We start from the raw sequence: 15,350 nt of genomic DNA on the forward strand, positions 1-15,350 counted from the left end.
GGCGGGGCCGTCCTTTGCCTCTGTCGACTACACGACCGTCATCAGCGCCGCGGATGGTAATCGCGGCGCCATTGGAGATCATTTCTTGACGAAAAAGCACATTCTTCTTGCTGCTGCCGGTTCCCTGCTTGTGCTCGGCGCGCCCGCCTTCAGCCGGGGTACGCAAGGCAAGGCCCAAACGGCACCAGCGGCGCCTACAGCAAACACCCCCGCCTCGCCTTCGGCATCGACGGCCGCTGACAGCTACGGCGCCTGGGGCTTCGACATCGCCGGCATGGATCGCAAGGTGCGGCCGGGCGACGACTGGTTCCGGTTCGTCAACGGCAGCTGGGCGGACAAGACCGAGATCCCGGCCGACCGTTCCTCTTATGGCGCGTTCGCGGTGTTGCGCGACCTGTCGGAGCAGCGGCTGCGCAGCCTGCTCGAGAGCTATCGTGCGGACGACGCCGCCAACCCGGATCGGATGAAGGCAGCGATCCTCTACACCGGCTTCATGGATGAGGCCGCCGCGGAAAAGCTTGATGCGAAGCCGCTCGTGGAGCGTCTCGCAGCGATCAAGGCAGTCCGCGACAAGAACGGCATGGCCCAGGTCATGGGTCGTTCGATTGGCGGCTTTGGCGCCAGCTTCTTTGGCCCCGGCGTCGCTGACGACGCGAAGAACCCGGATACTTACGCGCTCTACCTGCGCCAGTCCGGCCTCGGGCTCGGCGACCGCGACCTCTATGTCGATCCCAAGTTCCAGCCGCAGGTTGCCCGCTACCGGCAGTATGTCGCGCAGATGCTGACGATGGCCGGATGGCCCAATCCGGAAAAGGCCGCCAACGACGTGGTCGCCATGGAGACTCAGCTCGCCCAGGCCCATTGGACGCGCGCCGAGAGCCGAAACCGTGACAAGACCTACAATCTGATGACGCTGGCCGAGCTCAAGGCGCTCGCGCCTGGCTTTGCCTGGGATCCGTTCTGGCAGTCCGCCGGTATCGGCAAGGCCGAACGCGTGATCGTCGCGCAGAACACCGCCTTCCCGAAGATCGCCAAGGTCTATGCCGACACCAATCTCGATACGCTGAAGGCATGGGAAGCCTTCCGCACCGCCGATGCGATCGCGCCGATCCTGTCGAAGCGCTTCGTGGACGCGCATTTCGACTTCCGCTCGAAGTTCCTGAATGGCCAGCCGCAGCAGCGCGAACGGTGGAAGCGCGCCGTCGCCTTTGCCGAGAACGGCATCGGTGAAGGCATCGGCCGCGATTTCGTCGCACTGTATTTCCCGCCTGAATCGAAGGCGAAGATGGACACGCTGGTCACCAATCTGCGTGGCGCCTTCGCCGGCCGAATCCGCAATCTCGACTGGATGAGCCCGGCGACCAAGCAGGAGGCGCTCAAGAAGCTGGACGGCTTCAGCGTGAAGGTTGGCTATCCCAGCAAGTGGCGCGACTATTCCGCGCTGCGCATCGTTCCCGGCGATCTCGTCGGCAATGCCGAGCGGGCCGCACGGTTCGAGTGGGATTACCGCCGCAACCGCATCGCGCTGCCGGTCGACAAGGCGGAATGGGGCATGACCCCGCAGACGGTGAACGCTTATTATAACTCGGTGAAGAACGAGATCGTCTTCCCCGCCGCGATCCTCCAGCCGCCGTTCTTCGATCCCAAGGCAGATGACGCGATCAATTATGGCGGCATCGGCGGCGTGATCGGTCACGAGATCATCCACGGCTTCGACGATCAGGGCCGCAAGTCCGATGGCGCAGGCGTGCTGCGGGATTGGTGGACCGCCGATGACGCGCAGAAGTTCGAAGCGCAGGCGGCACGTTACGGCGCGCAATATGAGGCGTATGAATTTGCCGGCCTGCCGGGCCTGCACATCAACGCCAAGGCATCGATGGGCGAGAATATCGCCGATCTAGGCGGCGTGCTGATGGCGCTGGACGCCTATCACGCATCGCTGGGTGGAAAGCCCGCACCGACGCTCGACGGCTTCACCGGCGAACAGCGCTTCTTCCTTGGTTGGGGCCAGGTCTGGCGGACGCTGTTCCGTAACGAGGCGCTTCGTCAGCAACTCGTCAGCGACCCGCATGCGCCGGGCCAGATCCGTGCGGTCAATCCGCTGCGCAACATCGACGCCTGGTACGCCGCGTGGAAGATCACGCCAGATCAGAAGCAATATGTCGCGCCGGGCGAGCGCGTCCGCATTTGGTAAGACGCTTCATATAGGCGCCTGCATCCATTCGGTCGCGCATCGGCACGATCGGGTGGGTGCGGGCGCCCCTCCCTTGCACCTGATTGACCCTCCGCCCCCCCCCGTGCCCGTGCTGGCGCAATTTGAGGGTGGACCCGCGCGGCCGACGGCATTATCGGGCCTCCGCTTCGCGACCCATGTGTCCGAACCCACGATGTCCGGCCTCTTTCGGGTTTCCGGCCGGCACGTCTGTTTCGAGCCCGCATCAGGAGAAATCTATGGCGTGGCTGATTCTGGCTGTGGCCGTCGTGACCGAAATCATCTGGGCATTGAGCCTGAAATGGGCTGCCATGCAGGCCAGCCTCGCCGCATCGGCGATCCCGATTGCGCTCAGCTTCGTGAACATGGGCCTGCTCGCGCTGGCGATGCGCGGATTACCCGCCGGGACCGCTTATGCAGTGTGGACCGGGCTGGGCGCCGTGGGCGTCACCATCTTTGGCACACTGATCTTCAACGAAAAGGTCAACGCCGTGCAGATAGCCTTTATCGCGCTCATCATCATCGGCGTGGTCGGCACCAAGGCGTTCGCCGACAGTTGATCGCCCGGGTTGATCCTGCGACCCAATTCATCGTCACGAGGCGCCTGTGCAGCCAATCTACACCTTCATCAGCCATGACGACTTCGTTGCCGATGTACGGGCGCTGGCGACCGCATTGGCCGCCTCGCCCGAGTGGCAGCCGACGCTGATCGTCGGCATCGGTCGCGGCGGGCTGGTCCCGGCTGTCTATCTCAGCCACGCAACGGGGATCCCGATGGCGTCCTACGATCTCTCGGGACAAACCCCGCAGCCCGGCGACAATCTTCTCGCTCGGCTCGCTGCCCGCACCCGCGCGGGTGATCGCCTGCTGTTCGTGGACGACATCAACGACACCGGCCGCACCATCGGCCTGCTGCGTCGCTGGCTGGATGAGGCAGGCGCGCGAGAGGGATCGGTGCGCTTCGCTACGCTCCTGGACAATCAGGTTTCCGACCAGAAAGTCGCCTATCGCGCCCGCAGCATCGACCGGCGCGTGGTGAAGGACTGGTTCGTCTTCCCGTGGGAAGCGGTCGCCTCCGCGGCCTCGATCGCGGAAGACGCCGCGGAGGTTCCTGAGCGGACCGGCTGAACCCGCTGCGGGCTCCCGCGCTTCCCTCGGGCAGGTCACCAGTTCCCCGCATCCGTTCGCCTGCCGGCGCGTTCAGGGCCACAACAGTGGCTCGAAAGGACCAGGCATGGCGATCTTCAACAAGGATATGATCGAACTCGCGACCAAGAACACCTTGTGGCAGAAAGAGGTCTACCGCGATCGCAAGATCCAGGTGGTGCTCATGAGTATCCCTGCAGGCGAGGAAATCGGGCTTGAAACCCACCCCGCCGATCAGACCACCTTTATCGTCGCTGGCGAGGCGCAGGTCACCGTGGACGGACACGGGACCAAGGCGGGCGCAAACCACATGGTCGTGATCCCCAAGGGGTCGGAACACAATATCGTCAACAAGGGCAGCGGCGCGCTGAAACTGTTCTCGGTCTACGCCCCGCCCGCCGAACCTGAAGGCGCCGCGTTCAAGACCAAGGAAGAGGCAGAAGAAGCCGAAAAGGGCCTGCTCGCAAAGGCAGCAGACAAGGTGAAGGAAGCAGTCGGCCGGTAATCGGCTCCAACCTACGCGCGCCTTACCTGCACGTGCATTTGCGGGAGACGAGCCGCCCATCTCGGCGGCTCGTCAACAGTCTGGCGTGTCAGCCTGCCGTCGGTAAAACGGGCAGCTCCTTCTGCCAGCCCCGTACCACCCCCAATGGCAATAGGTCGTCACCTCATCTTCGCGCTTTGCATCCCAGCGTAGGGAGCCGACGTATCCACATTGACGACCTACATAGAAACGTGGCACGTGCTCGCCGCGTCGCATGGCAGGCAATTCGGGGCATCGCTCCTTGCCACGTACGACCAAGTATCAGCGGCAAGCCGTTGATCGCGCGGGTGTAGCTCAATGGTAGAGCAGAAGCTTCCCAAGCTTACGACGAGGGTTCGATTCCCTTCACCCGCTCCAGCTTTGCAGTAAGTGGCGGCGGAGCCTCCCTGCCGGTGGCTAGCGCCACGATAGCAGCCAGCCTCCCTTCCACCTGGATCAGCACCCCGCGCCCCTCGGGATTGGGCGTCAGCACTATTCGGTCGATGAGGTTTCTGACTGCAGGCACCGCCTGGATGCGCGCCTCCGGATCAGCCAGTGCGACGTGCAGCTCCTCCACCTGACGTCGGTATTCCGCGGCGATTGTTGGGTGGAGTGCGACCACGGGCAGCGCCTCGACCTCTGCTAGTTGCTCGGCCGCTTGGTCGCGTTCGGCGCGGGCTTTCGCCAGCGCGCCCTTGAATTCGTCAAACTCACCGGCGCCGGACGCGATCGCCTCAACCAATCGCTCGAGCTTCCGAGATGCTTCTGCGTGACGGCGCTGCAGCTGTGTACTGTCGCGCCGTGTTTGAGCGGCGCGGCGCGCGAACTCCTCGTGGTACTCTTTCACGAAGATACTCACGAGCTCGGGATCCAGCATGCGCTCACGCAGCCCTTCCAGCACCCTCGCCTCGTAGCTATCGGTTGAGACCAGACGATTGTTGGTGCAGCCGCTGCCCTCCTGGCGCGAACCACAGCCCCAGAATTTCGCTGTCTTGATGTTCCACGGTCCTCCGCAGCTGCCGCAGACACCCAGGCCAGAGAACATGTGGCGTGCACGCCGGGCCTTCGCTGGGGGAATGCCCGAATGGCGCCGCAGCCCTTCCTGCACTCGTTGCCAGAGCGCCTGCTCGACAATGCGGAGGTGCGGCACCTCCTCGATCACCCATGCGTCGGGAGGATTGGGCCTGATGCGTGTCTTGCGTGAAATTGGCTCCACGACCTTGGAGGTACGATTGTGGATCAAACGTCCGATGTAGAGCTGGTTCTGCAGCAAGCCGTTGCCACGCGTTCTGTCCGGGCGGATCGTCGTAGCGCGCCATCGATCGCCGCGCGGGCCAGTGATCCCGTCCGCGTTCAGGCGCTCAGCGATCTTCACCGGGCTCAGACCGCTCGCATACTCCTCAAAAATGCGCCTGACGATCGCAGCCTGCTCATCGTGGACAACGCGAAGTCCGCGAACCGGTCGTCCTTGCTCGTCGATCCGATTGGCGGTGCGATAGCCGTAGGCCAGCCCGGCAGGTGATCGACCAGCCGCAACGGTACCGCGCTGGCCGCGCTTGATCTTGGCGCCAAGCTCTTTGCGGAACTGGGCGTCCATGAGGCCCTTGAAGGTGCCACTAATGTCGGTGACCTCGCCGTCCGATAGAGTGAACAGGCGGGCGCCGGCGAAGCTAAGGCGCTCGCGTATGGCAAAGCTGTCGCCCTGATGGCGGGCAATACGATCGGTCGCCTCGGCGAGCACTTGTTCGATGCCTCCGGCTTCGACCCGCGCGAGCAACGCCGCAAGTCCTGGCCGCTGGGCTTCGCTGATCCCGGCCGCGCCACTGATCGCATAGTCGGTGAATATGTCGACGATCTGCCAACCCTCGCGCTCGGCTCGCTCGCGGCAGACCGCGATCTGATCGTCGATCGAACGGCTATTTTGAAGCTGGCTGGAAAACCGAGCGTAGATTACCGTTCGCACGTCCTCGTTCCTTTCCACGGGCTGCAATGTCCCGCGCGGCAGCAGCGCGCGCAAGCGCTTTAACGACATCGATCAGAGCAGGATCGTGCTTCACGCCGGCTGCCTCCCCTTCCCTGCTGATGCGCGCAGCTGCGCAGTGATGATGCGGGCACCGCTGATCATTTCGACGATCCAGTTGCCCTGCTGCAGCCAGGTGAGCGCCGCATAGCAATCCGCCAGGAGCATAAGCTGCCTGTCGTCGTCGCGCCGGGCGGCGAGATCCCGCGCGCGGGCGGTCGCGCGTGCCAGATCCGCTGCGATCTCGCTTGCAGGCGCGCCAAAGTGCCCGCCTGTCGCGTCATCCATCGCCGGAAGCAGCGGGTTCGCGCGATCAATGATCCACCTCCATTGCGCCACCAGCGCGCGGCCGCACCGCAGGCCGGCCTCGGCCGCGCTGGCCTCCAGCCTTCCGCGCTCGACCAGCGGCGGATAGCTGCGCTCGCGATCGGTGAGCAGGCGGACCGCGGCCGAGGCGAGCAGCTCGCGATGCTCGTAGCCGGTAAGTGGCGGTCGCATCATGCGCTGCCATCCGATGGCGCAGCGGACCCATCCCCGTCAGCCAGCACCATCCGTAGCGCGGAGGGGATTTCACCCAAGCCGAGCGAAAGTGTGGGCACACGAAGGCTTACTGGCGCCCTTCGGGTACGCAACCTGGGCGGCGCAAACTTTAGAGTCAGGATCATCGTCGGCGCAGGGCCATGCGACCAGAGCACCACGCACAGCGCAGAGCTGCTCATCGAACCCTCCCGACGCCGAGCTCGACCATCAGGCCGAGCCACTGGATGCAGATGATCGCGCCGTTGACGCCCTCACGGACAGGGGTTGTGGTCGGACGGCCTGTGGCGATCCGCCAAGCGCGCTCGGGTCCCGCCGGGATCTCGGCACCACCACCTGGACGACGCGTGAGCGCCGCGCCGGTCCAGCCGCCCGCTTCTACTCGCGGGATCAAATGACGCAGGATGCTCATGCGGCACCTGCTTCGCGGAATGCGGCGCGGGCGCCTTCGAATGCCGCCTGCCATTGGCGGGCGATCATACCGGCAAGCGTCGGGCTTTCGGCCCGCGCATGCTTGTTTGGCACCAAGCGGTCCGCGATCGCGGCCGCGCGCTGTTCGATGCTGAGACCTGCCATCAGAGCCTCCCCATCGCGAGGGCGACGAGGAAGTGGCCGGCAACGTAGAGCGCCATGATCAGGACTACGGCGAGGCTGAACCGGCCGGTCCAAAGCTCATCGATGCTCGGCTGTTCGTCTTCGACGTAGAAACTCACGAACCGCGGCGGTTCAGGCGCCGTCACTCTCAGGTGCGGCAACTCCGCGGTGGGTGCGCGGTCATTCCAGATCGCCGACACCCACTTGGGTGCAGCGAGACGCTCCAGCTCGGCAGTGTGTGAAGTGGCAAGCAGCATGTGCGGCTCCTTTCGGGAGCCATTAATGCCAAAATGGCATTTGCGATCAACCTAGAAATTTCCGTTATGGCATTTTCACAGGATCGGCTTGCACGTATGTTCTTTGTCTGTTCCAGAAGGCGAAAGGGGAGTCGAGTCGTTGCCGGTTGTCGTGAAGTGGTATCGAGCGCTTTGTTTCGGTAAGCCGTGCGGGCCTTGGAGGTTCGGTGCGCAGGCGGCGTGCCGCGATCTGATCGCTCAGGATCTCGGCTCGTACGATGAGGAAGGCACGTTCTTCATCACCGTGCCCGGTGGCCTGGAGAGCCGCAGCGAATGGATGACGCTCGAGGAAGAGGAAGAGTTAGCGCAGTCGGTAAAGCGCCGTCACTCGGCCGAACACCGTGAACGCTTGCCCGTCCCCCATCACAATCGGCTTGTGCGCAGGGTTGGTCGAACGCGGTTCTAACCGCGCCGGATCTGCCTCGAATTGCTTGAAGGTGGTTTCGCCGTCTTCGTTGATGATAACATAGAGCTTGCCTGGGAAGAGAGCGCGATCGTCCAGGTCGACCACTACTGTACCCCCATCGTCGATCTCCAAATCCATGGAGTCGCCATCTACGCGCAACGCAATGGCATTCTTGGGCGCATCGGCCGGTACAGGAAGATGCCCTAGCGGCTGCTGAATGGCTTCCTTGTATGCGCCAGCGGCAACGCGACCGATGATCGGGACCGTGCGGACCGCCGACGCGGCGAGCGCGCTGGGCGTCGGCGCAGCGCCGAGCCACGACTCAATTTTGATGATCTCGTTATGTTTGAACGGCCGCTTGCCCGTGAGCCGCTTGGACACGGCGGTTGGATCTATCCCGAGCAACTCGGCAAGGTCCGCCTGGTTGTACCCGCGCTCCTTCATCAAGCGCCGAATAGTCTCATTTTCCATGCCCATGGTTAGGCAGCCAACACTGCCATAATGGCAACTGCCGTTATGGCATTTTACCCCTTGCTTTGAACATGCCATTTTGGCATTTTCATCGGCATGGACACGTTCGCTTCTGATCTGATCAACGCTTTGGGGGGCACCGCGCAGGTCGCGGAGCTGTGCGACGCCCCAATGTCGACCGTGCATAACATGCGACGCCGGCTCACTGGTTCGCGGCTGAACCACCTCCGCCGGATCGCTGTCATGGAGGGGCTGGCCCATCGGGTTGCCGAAGTAGCCGTTCAGCATGGCATCGATCTCCCGCCCTTGGCGCGGCGTTCCGAGGTGGGCGAGCAGCAGCATCAACGGGTTGATGCAGCATGAGCGGCCGGAAAATCCACCGGTCTGATCGGACTATTTCGGGTAGTTTTCTGCTCGAAACGATCGGCGACAGCCTGCGCGATATCAAAGGCGAAGATGGCCTGATCGATGCGGATCTGGGCCGCGTGCTTGGCAAACATTCTGACAGCGTCGCGACCTATCGCGCCGGAGCCGGCGACATGGGGGCCGTGTCGTTCCTGTTCGGCTGCAAGGAATGGGACGGCCGGTTCGCCAATCCTGTCCTGCGGCAGCTGGGGCTGCGCCTGGTCCGCATCCCGCAGATGATGGCGACCCAGCAGGATCTGTTGGCTCTGCTCGCCCGCAAGGCGCGGGAGGCGAGCGACGTGACCACCGCGATCGTCGGCGGACTGGCAGACGGAAAGTTCTCCGCGGCTGATGCGCGCGCTGCCCTGAGCGAAGCGCACGAGCTGCTCGACGTGCTGCTCGCGATGATCGCCGAACTTGAAGCCATCGAAGCTGGAGAGACACGATGAACCGACTGCGTCTGCCCGTTCGGGTGCCGAATGAAGGCGCGCGCCGGTTGGCTTGGTGGCTCTGTGAACAGCCACGCGATGCCATGAAACGACTGGCCGACACCCTGCCTGTCGAGCCCACCACGGTCGAGCGCTGGATCTCGGGAGGCATCGAGCCGGGCGCGGAGGTCTCTTATGCGATCTCGCTCTTCACCCAGCATGCAGTAGTCACGTCGGATTGGCGGTCGCCCCCTGAGGGCGGCTGGTTCGATCGCCCTGCCCCCCGCACCTATCGGAAGGCTGCATGATGCGGCCGGCCAACATCATCACGGATCACGCGCAGCCTGCCTCCCCCCCGCCGGGTGGCGCGTGCCGGGGAGGAGGAGGGAAAGCCCCCCGCTCTTCCTCCTCCCCGGAAAGCTGGGCCGTCGACGTGCCCGCGTTCGATCGCTGGGTCGCGGGTGCCGCGCCGGGCGAGCGCATGCTGTACGCGCGCGGTGAGCAGATCCCGCGGCACGCCCCGGCCTGGTCGCATGCGCGCGAGCTGGCCGAGGACGAGGTGATCACGCTGACAAGCGGCCGCGACCCGGAGAACAAGCGCGCGTTCTGCTATTATGCGGTTCGCGTTGCGGCGCCGATCGCGCAGCCGACCCCGGCTCCCCCAGTCGAGGTCAATGAGGACGATCCGACGGAGCTGGTGCTGCGCGCGATCCGGCGTGCGGCGAACCTTCGCCTCCCCTGCCCGACGAACGCCTCGCTGGCGACCACCTGCGGGCTGAAGGATGCCGCAGCCGCCAGCTATCGGATTCGCTGCCTGGTGCAATCGGGGCAGCTGCGGATCGAAGATCAGGGGCCGGGCAAGCCGCGCATCGCGACGATTGTCGGCACTGGCAAGCAAACCCGCCGGGGCGCTTGAAGCAAGCGCCCGCCTTGACCGCTCGCAACCTGCGCAGCGCCTTCGCGAGCTACCGCGCGAACATCGAGATCGCGCGCGATCCCGACGAGCGTCCGATGGTTCGGGATGCTGCTTGGTCGCGGGCGGCAAAGGCGCGGACGCGGCTGGAGCGCGCATTCACGGCGCTTGAGGCAGGTGCGGCATCATGATGCGCTCGGCCGCTCACCCCTGCCGATCGGGCTGCGGGCGTCAGCGCCCGACCAGCGCGATGGATTTCTGCCGCACCTGCTTCGACCGGATCCCGCGCGATATCCGCCAACGCATGCGCGCCGCGCGGGACGCTAAGGCGGCGCACCTGTCAGCGCGCGCAGTGTCGGACGCAATGACCTGGCTGCGCGAGCACCCCCTCACCTCTGCCGGCCGGGGAGCTGTCGAATGAGCGATATCGCCGATTACGCGGCCGAGATCACCGACGAGCACGTCGCCTTGGGCATCGCCCGCGCGCGGGTGCCGATCGCGGCGGGTCAGCCGGGCGAGTGCGAGGATTGCGGCGAATACATGCCGCGCATCGTCAACGGACAATGCGGCTTCTGCCGCGACGGGCGCACGCCGCCTCCGGGATGGGAGCCCCCGGTTGCCCGGCCCCTCACGCAAGAGGAACCGACAATGGCCAATGGAAAGTCTGTGATGCTGCCGGGCACGGCAACGGCCGCGATCGGGCTGCTGGAGCGGCATGCGCGCGACAACGACATCTCGCTCGGCCTCGCGGCCGCACAGCTGATCGAGCGTGGCGAACCCGCCGAACCAGCGGCGCGCGAGGTTGTCACCCTCGATCTGTTTGCCATCGGTGCCGATGTGCTGCTCGCCCACCTCGGCGAGCGGATCGACCAGTCGGGCGAGCTGGACGCGCTGAAGCGGGAGAACGCGGCGCTCGGGGCTGAGCTGGAAGCGGCGAAGGCGAAGTTGGCGCAGGTGAGCGCGGCTCTGTCGGCCTGATCGGCCGGCAGCGGGGGAAGGTTTCATCGTGTCAGTATCCAAGCTGCCGTCGCCGATGGGGCAGGCGGCAATCCAATATGCGCGCCGGGGCTGGACCGTGTTTCCGTGTCGGGAGCGGGAAACGACGGCGTTCGTGCGGGGCGAAGAGCGCACCTTCCAAGCCAAGGCGCCGTACACCGGCAAGGGGCTGAAGGATGCCACGACGCATGAGCCGACGATCCTCGCCTGGTGGCGGGAGCATCCGGACGCGCTGATCGGCCTGCCGCTCGGCGAGAACGGCTTCTTTGTGCTGGACTTCGATCCGGAGATCGATCCCGATACGGGCGAAGCCTACACGCTCGATCGCCTGAAGGCGGATCTTGAAGAGCAGATGGGCTGCGCGCTGCCGCGATCGGTGACGGCGCTGACGCAATCCGACGGCGTCCATGTGTGGCTGAAGCAACCGAAAGACGGCGAGCCGATCCGCAACCGTGGCAACCTGCCCCGTCACGTCGACGTGCGCGGCCAGGGCGGTTACGTGATCGCGCCCCCGTCAGTGATGGTCGACACCGGCGCCCGCTATCGCTGGCTCGATCGCGGCGACTGGCGCGACGATGATGCCTTTGCCGAGGCGCCGCCTGCCCTGATCGAGATCCTTCGCGCGCCGAAGCAACGGCCGGCGAACAGCGCGTCCCCTCGGCCGGCCGCACAGCCGCGGCCGCACTCGAACGGGCGCGCGGCCGTCGACGTCGACGCAGACGTGCGGAGATATGCGCTGTCGGCGCTCGACGGCGAATGCCGATCGATCCGCGAAGCTGGATCCGGCCAGCGCAACGCCACGCTCAATGAAGCCGCGTTCAAGGTGGCAACTCTCGTCGCGGCCGGCGCGCTCGATGCCGGCGTTGCGCGGGCGAGCGTGGAGGCCGCTGCGCGTGACAATCCCGGCCGCGATGATGCGGGGCAGCTCGCCGCGACGATCGACAGCGGATGGACAGCCGGGCTCAACAGCCCTCGCGATCTCGGAGAGATCGCGGCTGCATCGCGCTCCCGCAGGGAGCGCACTGACCGCTCGCGCCCGCCCGCCCGCGCCGCTGCCGCGCGCGAGGAAAAATCCGCATCCTTCCGGTCTGGAAGGATGGATGGCTTGCAAGTGCTGTCGGAGGGGGAGCGGGAGCGCCTTCGCAAGGTTGCGGCCGGCTGGCTCGCCCGGCGGGTGGAGCATGTCGAGGCCGAACGGGACGCGATCCTGCGGCTTGCCTATGGTGTCGGCCGGCGCCTCGCGGCCGGGCTGCTCGACGAGCCGGCCGCGCTGGACCAGCTGGCGGCGGTGTGGGCCGACGTTGCCGATGTGAGCCGCGACGATATCGTGAGCGCGATCGATGACGGGTTCGCGCGTGGGTTCGATCTGGGCCCGCTGCTCGTCACCATGCGCTGCCTCGCCCACCCGCTGACCGACTTCGGGATTGCCGAACGGTTTCGCGATCGGTTCGGCGAGGATTTCCGGTTCACGACGGCTAAAGGCTGGCTCGGCTGGGACGGCCGGCGCTGGAAGGTGTTGGACCAGGACGAAAAGACGCCGCCTGCCGAAGTGGTCGCTGCGGTGTTCGAGACGGTTCGTGCCATTCAGGATGAAGCCCGCTTCGTCGCGGACACTGGGGTCAAGTGGACGCTCGTGGGCGAGGGCAAGGATGCCCGGCTTGATCTGGAGGACGAAGGCAACCCGCACGGGCTCGATCGGTGGATCCCGAAGGGCAAGAGTTTCGAGCTGCTGTCGACCAAGATCGCGGTGTTCGGCCGCCAGTCGGAAACGACCGGCAAGCCCGTTGCTGTCGCGATGCTGGCGCGGCGCTGGCTCACGGTGCCGATCGAGGCGTTCGATCACGACAAATATGCGGTCAATGTCCTGAACGGCACGCTGCGCTTCCGCACCGAGGATCTGCCCGACGGCAGCCGGCGCGGCGTGGTCGAATTGTCGCCCCACGATCGGAGCGACATGCAGACCAAGCTATCGCCGGTCGAATATGATCCTGCCGCCACGGCGCCGCGGTATGACTCCATGATCGAGTGGGCGCAGCCGGACGCAACGATGCGCCGGTATCTGCACCAGGTGGGCGGCTATGCGCTGACCGGCGACGCTGGCGAGCAGAAGCTGTGGTTCTGGTACGGCCGCGGCCGCAACGGCAAGGGCGTGACGATGGAGAGCTGGGCGCACGTCGCCGGCGACTACAGCGGCACGATTCCGATCGGCTCGTTCCTTGATCAAGGCATCAAGAAACGTGGCGACCAGGCGTCGCCGGATCTCGCGAAGCTTGCCGGCGTCCGCATGCTGCGATCGTCGGAGCCGGGCCGTAACGAGAAGCTGGATAGCGGCCTGATCAAGCTGGTGACGGGCGGCGAGCCGATCCCGGTTCGCATGCTGCACCGCGGGTTCTTCGACCTCGATCCGATCTTCAAGTTGATCATCCAAGGCAACACCAAGTTCGACATCCCCGATACCGACGACGGGATCTGGGGACGCATGAAGCTGATCCCCTGGCTGCGGAACATCGAGAAGCCCGAGCCTGGCGTCGCGAACTGGCCGGAGAAAGATCCGAACCTCGCCTCCAAGATCAAGACGCAGGAGGCGTCGGGCGTGCTCAACCGGCTGGTTGCCGGCCTGCTCGACTATATGTCGCACGGGCTAGTGGAGCCGAAGAGCGTCACCGAAGCCACCAGCGCCTACCGTGACGCCAGCGACCCGCTCGCCCGCTTCCTGCGGCTGTGCGTCGTCAGCGATCCGGATTCGCGCGTCCAATCGTCGAAGCTGCACGAGGTGTTCGTCGCGTGGAGCAAGGCGGCCGGCGAACGCGACTGGTCGAACAAGGGCTTCTCGAACGCGATGGTCGAGAAGGGATATCAGAAAAAGGCGTCCGACGGGATGCAGTGGCTCGGCATCCGCCTGGTGCGTGAGGTCGGCGATTTCGTCGACGAGAACGGCAAGCCGCGCACGCTCGACGGCGAGTTCGCGGATCCTCCGGACAATGCGCCGCCCTTCGGCGAGGACGAACTGCCGCCCTGACGCTGGCCTGCATGACTGATCCTTCCGGTTTGGAAGGGTGCCGGAAGGATACCGGAAGGGAAAAGGCGAGGATTTCCGCGGGTTCGGAAGGTTCGGAAGGGTTGTCGTGATGTTTCTTCGTATCTGTGTGCGCGCATGCGCAGGCGCACGATAGATCACATATACATATCCTTCCGATCCTTCCGATCCTTCCATAGTTGAGAATAAAGGGCGTTTCTCCAATGAGTTATGAAGGTCATCGCTGTGGAAGGATGGCAATGGAAGGTTCCAGCGCCGGAAGGATGCCTGTTCGCCCCCGTTGGTTGGCTCTGGCGGTCGCTGCGGGGCTCACCGAGTATGAGGCGGTGCAGGAGCGGCTGGTCGAAGCCTGGGGCTTCCTGCGCCGGATGCCGGACCGTGAGGCGGGCTGGATCCGCGAGCCGGGCGCGAGCGGGATCTACCAGCGGGGCCAGCTGAGCCGGCAGGAGCTGTGGGCGCAGTACAAGGTCGACAGCGATGACTATGATCGCGACCAGCGCCCCACCCTTCCCGGCCTGCGCTCACATGAGGTTGACCGCATGTGGGAGGCGCTCGGTTGGATCGATGCGGTGGTCGAGCCGCGCGATCGCAAGCTGCTCGGCGTCGTGCTGGGCCAGCTGAGCCGCGACAACGCGCGGCCCGCGTGGGTGTCAGCGGCCAAGGCAATCGGCTGGGGTGGGCATCCAGACACCCTCGCCAAGCGCTACGGGCGCGCCCTGACGGCCATCTGCGTGTATATCGACAAGGCTGAAACCCGCAGAAATGCGCACCTAGAGGCCGTCAAGCCCTAGAGAGCGGGTGGCATGCAAATAAACAATTCGGGCTCTAGGCCTCTCTGGCCATATTTCACGTCATGCTCGGGCAACGCTTCGTGCTGCGGCCGGGCAGCTCTCCCTTTCCGAACCTCGCGACGGGCGTCTCACCATTGGTGCGGCGCCCGTCGGCGTTTTGGTGATGATGCATGACGAAGTTCCGTGCCTTGGCGCCGCGCTTCCGATCGCTGCCGCCTCGGTTCGGGAGCGCGCTGCCGGTGACACGGCAGGATCGGGATCGCGACCGCGACCAGCGCGAATGGCGCAAGTGGTACAAGACGGCGCGCTGGCAACGGCTGCGCATGTCGGTGTTGGTGCGCGACCTGTTCACCTGCCAGTGGCCGGGCTGCGGCAGGATCGAGGCGGACACGTCGAAGCTGGTCGCTGACCATCGCCGGCCGCATCGCGGTGACGAAGCGATGTTCTGGGATCCGGACAACCTGCAGTGCCTCTGCAAGCCCTGCCACGACAGCAGGAAGCAGCGCGCGGAGAACCGCGGGCACCGCTGACCCGGGGGGGGGTGGGTCAAAGTCGACAGGGGCGCGGCCCCCTAG

The 15,350-nt window shown here is 65.3% G+C and carries 18 protein-coding genes and 1 tRNA gene; 13 read left to right on the forward strand and 6 right to left on the reverse strand.

Annotated elements, in window-relative coordinates:
• Nucleotides 1-85: 85 nt before the first annotated feature.
• The 5 genes from K0S66_RS07410 to K0S66_RS07430 all read left to right on the forward strand — a co-directional run bounded on the left by K0S66_RS07410 (nucleotide 86) and on the right by K0S66_RS07430 (nucleotide 4,259).
• Complete coding sequence (locus K0S66_RS07410) at nucleotides 86-2,194, forward strand: M13-type metalloendopeptidase (protein WP_301074714.1); 2,109 nt, start codon at nucleotides 86-88, stop codon at nucleotides 2,192-2,194.
• Between the two features lie 257 nt (nucleotides 2,195-2,451).
• Nucleotides 2,452-2,772, forward strand: coding sequence for a multidrug efflux SMR transporter (locus tag K0S66_RS07415; protein WP_125944749.1), 321 nt, complete (start codon nucleotides 2,452-2,454; stop codon nucleotides 2,770-2,772).
• Nucleotides 2,773-2,818: 46 nt separating this feature from the next.
• Complete coding sequence (locus K0S66_RS07420; protein ID WP_301074715.1) at nucleotides 2,819-3,340, forward strand: phosphoribosyltransferase family protein; 522 nt, start codon at nucleotides 2,819-2,821, stop codon at nucleotides 3,338-3,340.
• A gap of 106 nt (nucleotides 3,341-3,446) precedes the next feature.
• Entirely contained in the window at nucleotides 3,447-3,863 is a 417-nt protein-coding gene (locus K0S66_RS07425) for a cupin domain-containing protein (RefSeq protein ID WP_301074716.1), read from the forward strand.
• Between the two features lie 322 nt (nucleotides 3,864-4,185).
• Nucleotides 4,186-4,259 (forward strand) — tRNA-Gly (locus K0S66_RS07430).
• Here the strand turns inward: K0S66_RS07430 and K0S66_RS07435 are convergent.
• The 6 genes from K0S66_RS07435 to K0S66_RS07460 form a co-directional block, all read right to left on the reverse strand.
• Nucleotides 4,225-5,898: a recombinase family protein gene (locus K0S66_RS07435; protein WP_301074717.1), complete on the reverse strand. Its 1,674-nt coding sequence runs from the start codon at nucleotides 5,896-5,898 to the stop codon at nucleotides 4,225-4,227. The genes K0S66_RS07430 and K0S66_RS07435 overlap by 35 nt on opposite strands.
• A gap of 36 nt (nucleotides 5,899-5,934) precedes the next feature.
• Nucleotides 5,935-6,402 carry a hypothetical protein gene (locus tag K0S66_RS07440; RefSeq protein ID WP_301074718.1) on the reverse strand — a complete coding sequence of 156 codons (468 nt, stop codon included), beginning with the start codon at nucleotides 6,400-6,402 and terminating at the stop codon, nucleotides 5,935-5,937.
• Between the two features lie 214 nt (nucleotides 6,403-6,616).
• Nucleotides 6,617-6,850 carry a hypothetical protein gene (locus K0S66_RS07445; RefSeq protein ID WP_301074719.1) on the reverse strand — a complete coding sequence of 78 codons (234 nt, stop codon included), beginning with the start codon at nucleotides 6,848-6,850 and terminating at the stop codon, nucleotides 6,617-6,619.
• On the reverse strand, nucleotides 6,847-7,014 hold the full coding sequence (locus tag K0S66_RS07450; RefSeq protein ID WP_301074720.1) for a hypothetical protein: 168 nt from the start codon (nucleotides 7,012-7,014) through the stop codon (nucleotides 6,847-6,849). Before K0S66_RS07450 ends, K0S66_RS07445 begins: the two co-directional genes overlap by 4 nt.
• Complete coding sequence (locus tag K0S66_RS07455) at nucleotides 7,014-7,289, reverse strand: hypothetical protein (RefSeq protein ID WP_301074721.1); 276 nt, start codon at nucleotides 7,287-7,289, stop codon at nucleotides 7,014-7,016. The genes K0S66_RS07450 and K0S66_RS07455 overlap by 1 nt, the downstream gene beginning before the upstream one ends.
• 340 nt (nucleotides 7,290-7,629) lie before the next feature.
• A complete protein-coding gene (locus tag K0S66_RS07460; protein WP_301074722.1) occupies nucleotides 7,630-8,547 on the reverse strand; it encodes an XRE family transcriptional regulator in 918 nt (305 codons plus the stop codon).
• 17 nt (nucleotides 8,548-8,564) lie between these two features.
• On the opposite strand from K0S66_RS07460, the gene K0S66_RS07465 reads away from it, so the two are divergent.
• The 8 genes from K0S66_RS07465 (at nucleotide 8,565) to K0S66_RS07500 (ending at nucleotide 15,305) form a co-directional block, all read left to right on the forward strand.
• Complete coding sequence (locus K0S66_RS07465) at nucleotides 8,565-9,059, forward strand: hypothetical protein (RefSeq protein WP_301074723.1); 495 nt, start codon at nucleotides 8,565-8,567, stop codon at nucleotides 9,057-9,059.
• Nucleotides 9,056-9,346: a hypothetical protein gene (locus tag K0S66_RS07470; RefSeq protein WP_301074724.1), complete on the forward strand. Its 291-nt coding sequence runs from the start codon at nucleotides 9,056-9,058 to the stop codon at nucleotides 9,344-9,346. Before K0S66_RS07465 ends, K0S66_RS07470 begins: the two co-directional genes overlap by 4 nt.
• Nucleotides 9,343-9,954, forward strand: a complete 612-nt coding sequence (locus tag K0S66_RS07475; protein ID WP_301074725.1) for a hypothetical protein — start codon at nucleotides 9,343-9,345, stop codon at nucleotides 9,952-9,954. Before K0S66_RS07470 ends, K0S66_RS07475 begins: the two co-directional genes overlap by 4 nt.
• A 14-nt stretch (nucleotides 9,955-9,968) precedes the next feature.
• A complete protein-coding gene (locus K0S66_RS07480; RefSeq protein ID WP_301074726.1) occupies nucleotides 9,969-10,142 on the forward strand; it encodes a hypothetical protein in 174 nt (57 codons plus the stop codon).
• A gap of 226 nt (nucleotides 10,143-10,368) precedes the next feature.
• Nucleotides 10,369-10,929, forward strand: coding sequence for a hypothetical protein (locus tag K0S66_RS07485; protein WP_301074727.1), 561 nt, complete (start codon nucleotides 10,369-10,371; stop codon nucleotides 10,927-10,929).
• Nucleotides 10,930-10,957: 28 nt separating this feature from the next.
• Nucleotides 10,958-13,966, forward strand: a complete 3,009-nt coding sequence (locus K0S66_RS07490; RefSeq protein WP_301074728.1) for a phage/plasmid primase, P4 family — start codon at nucleotides 10,958-10,960, stop codon at nucleotides 13,964-13,966.
• A gap of 281 nt (nucleotides 13,967-14,247) precedes the next feature.
• The gene (locus K0S66_RS07495) at nucleotides 14,248-14,775 is read left to right on the forward strand and encodes a hypothetical protein (RefSeq protein ID WP_301074729.1); all 528 of its coding nucleotides are present in this window, start codon (nucleotides 14,248-14,250) and stop codon (nucleotides 14,773-14,775) included.
• A 170-nt stretch (nucleotides 14,776-14,945) separates the two neighbouring features.
• Entirely contained in the window at nucleotides 14,946-15,305 is a 360-nt protein-coding gene (locus tag K0S66_RS07500) for an HNH endonuclease signature motif containing protein (protein ID WP_125944229.1), read from the forward strand.
• Nucleotides 15,306-15,350: the final 45 nt, after the last annotated feature.

The organism is Sphingomonas sp., assembly GCF_029239295.1.
Classification (GTDB): domain Bacteria; phylum Pseudomonadota; class Alphaproteobacteria; order Sphingomonadales; family Sphingomonadaceae; genus Sphingomonas.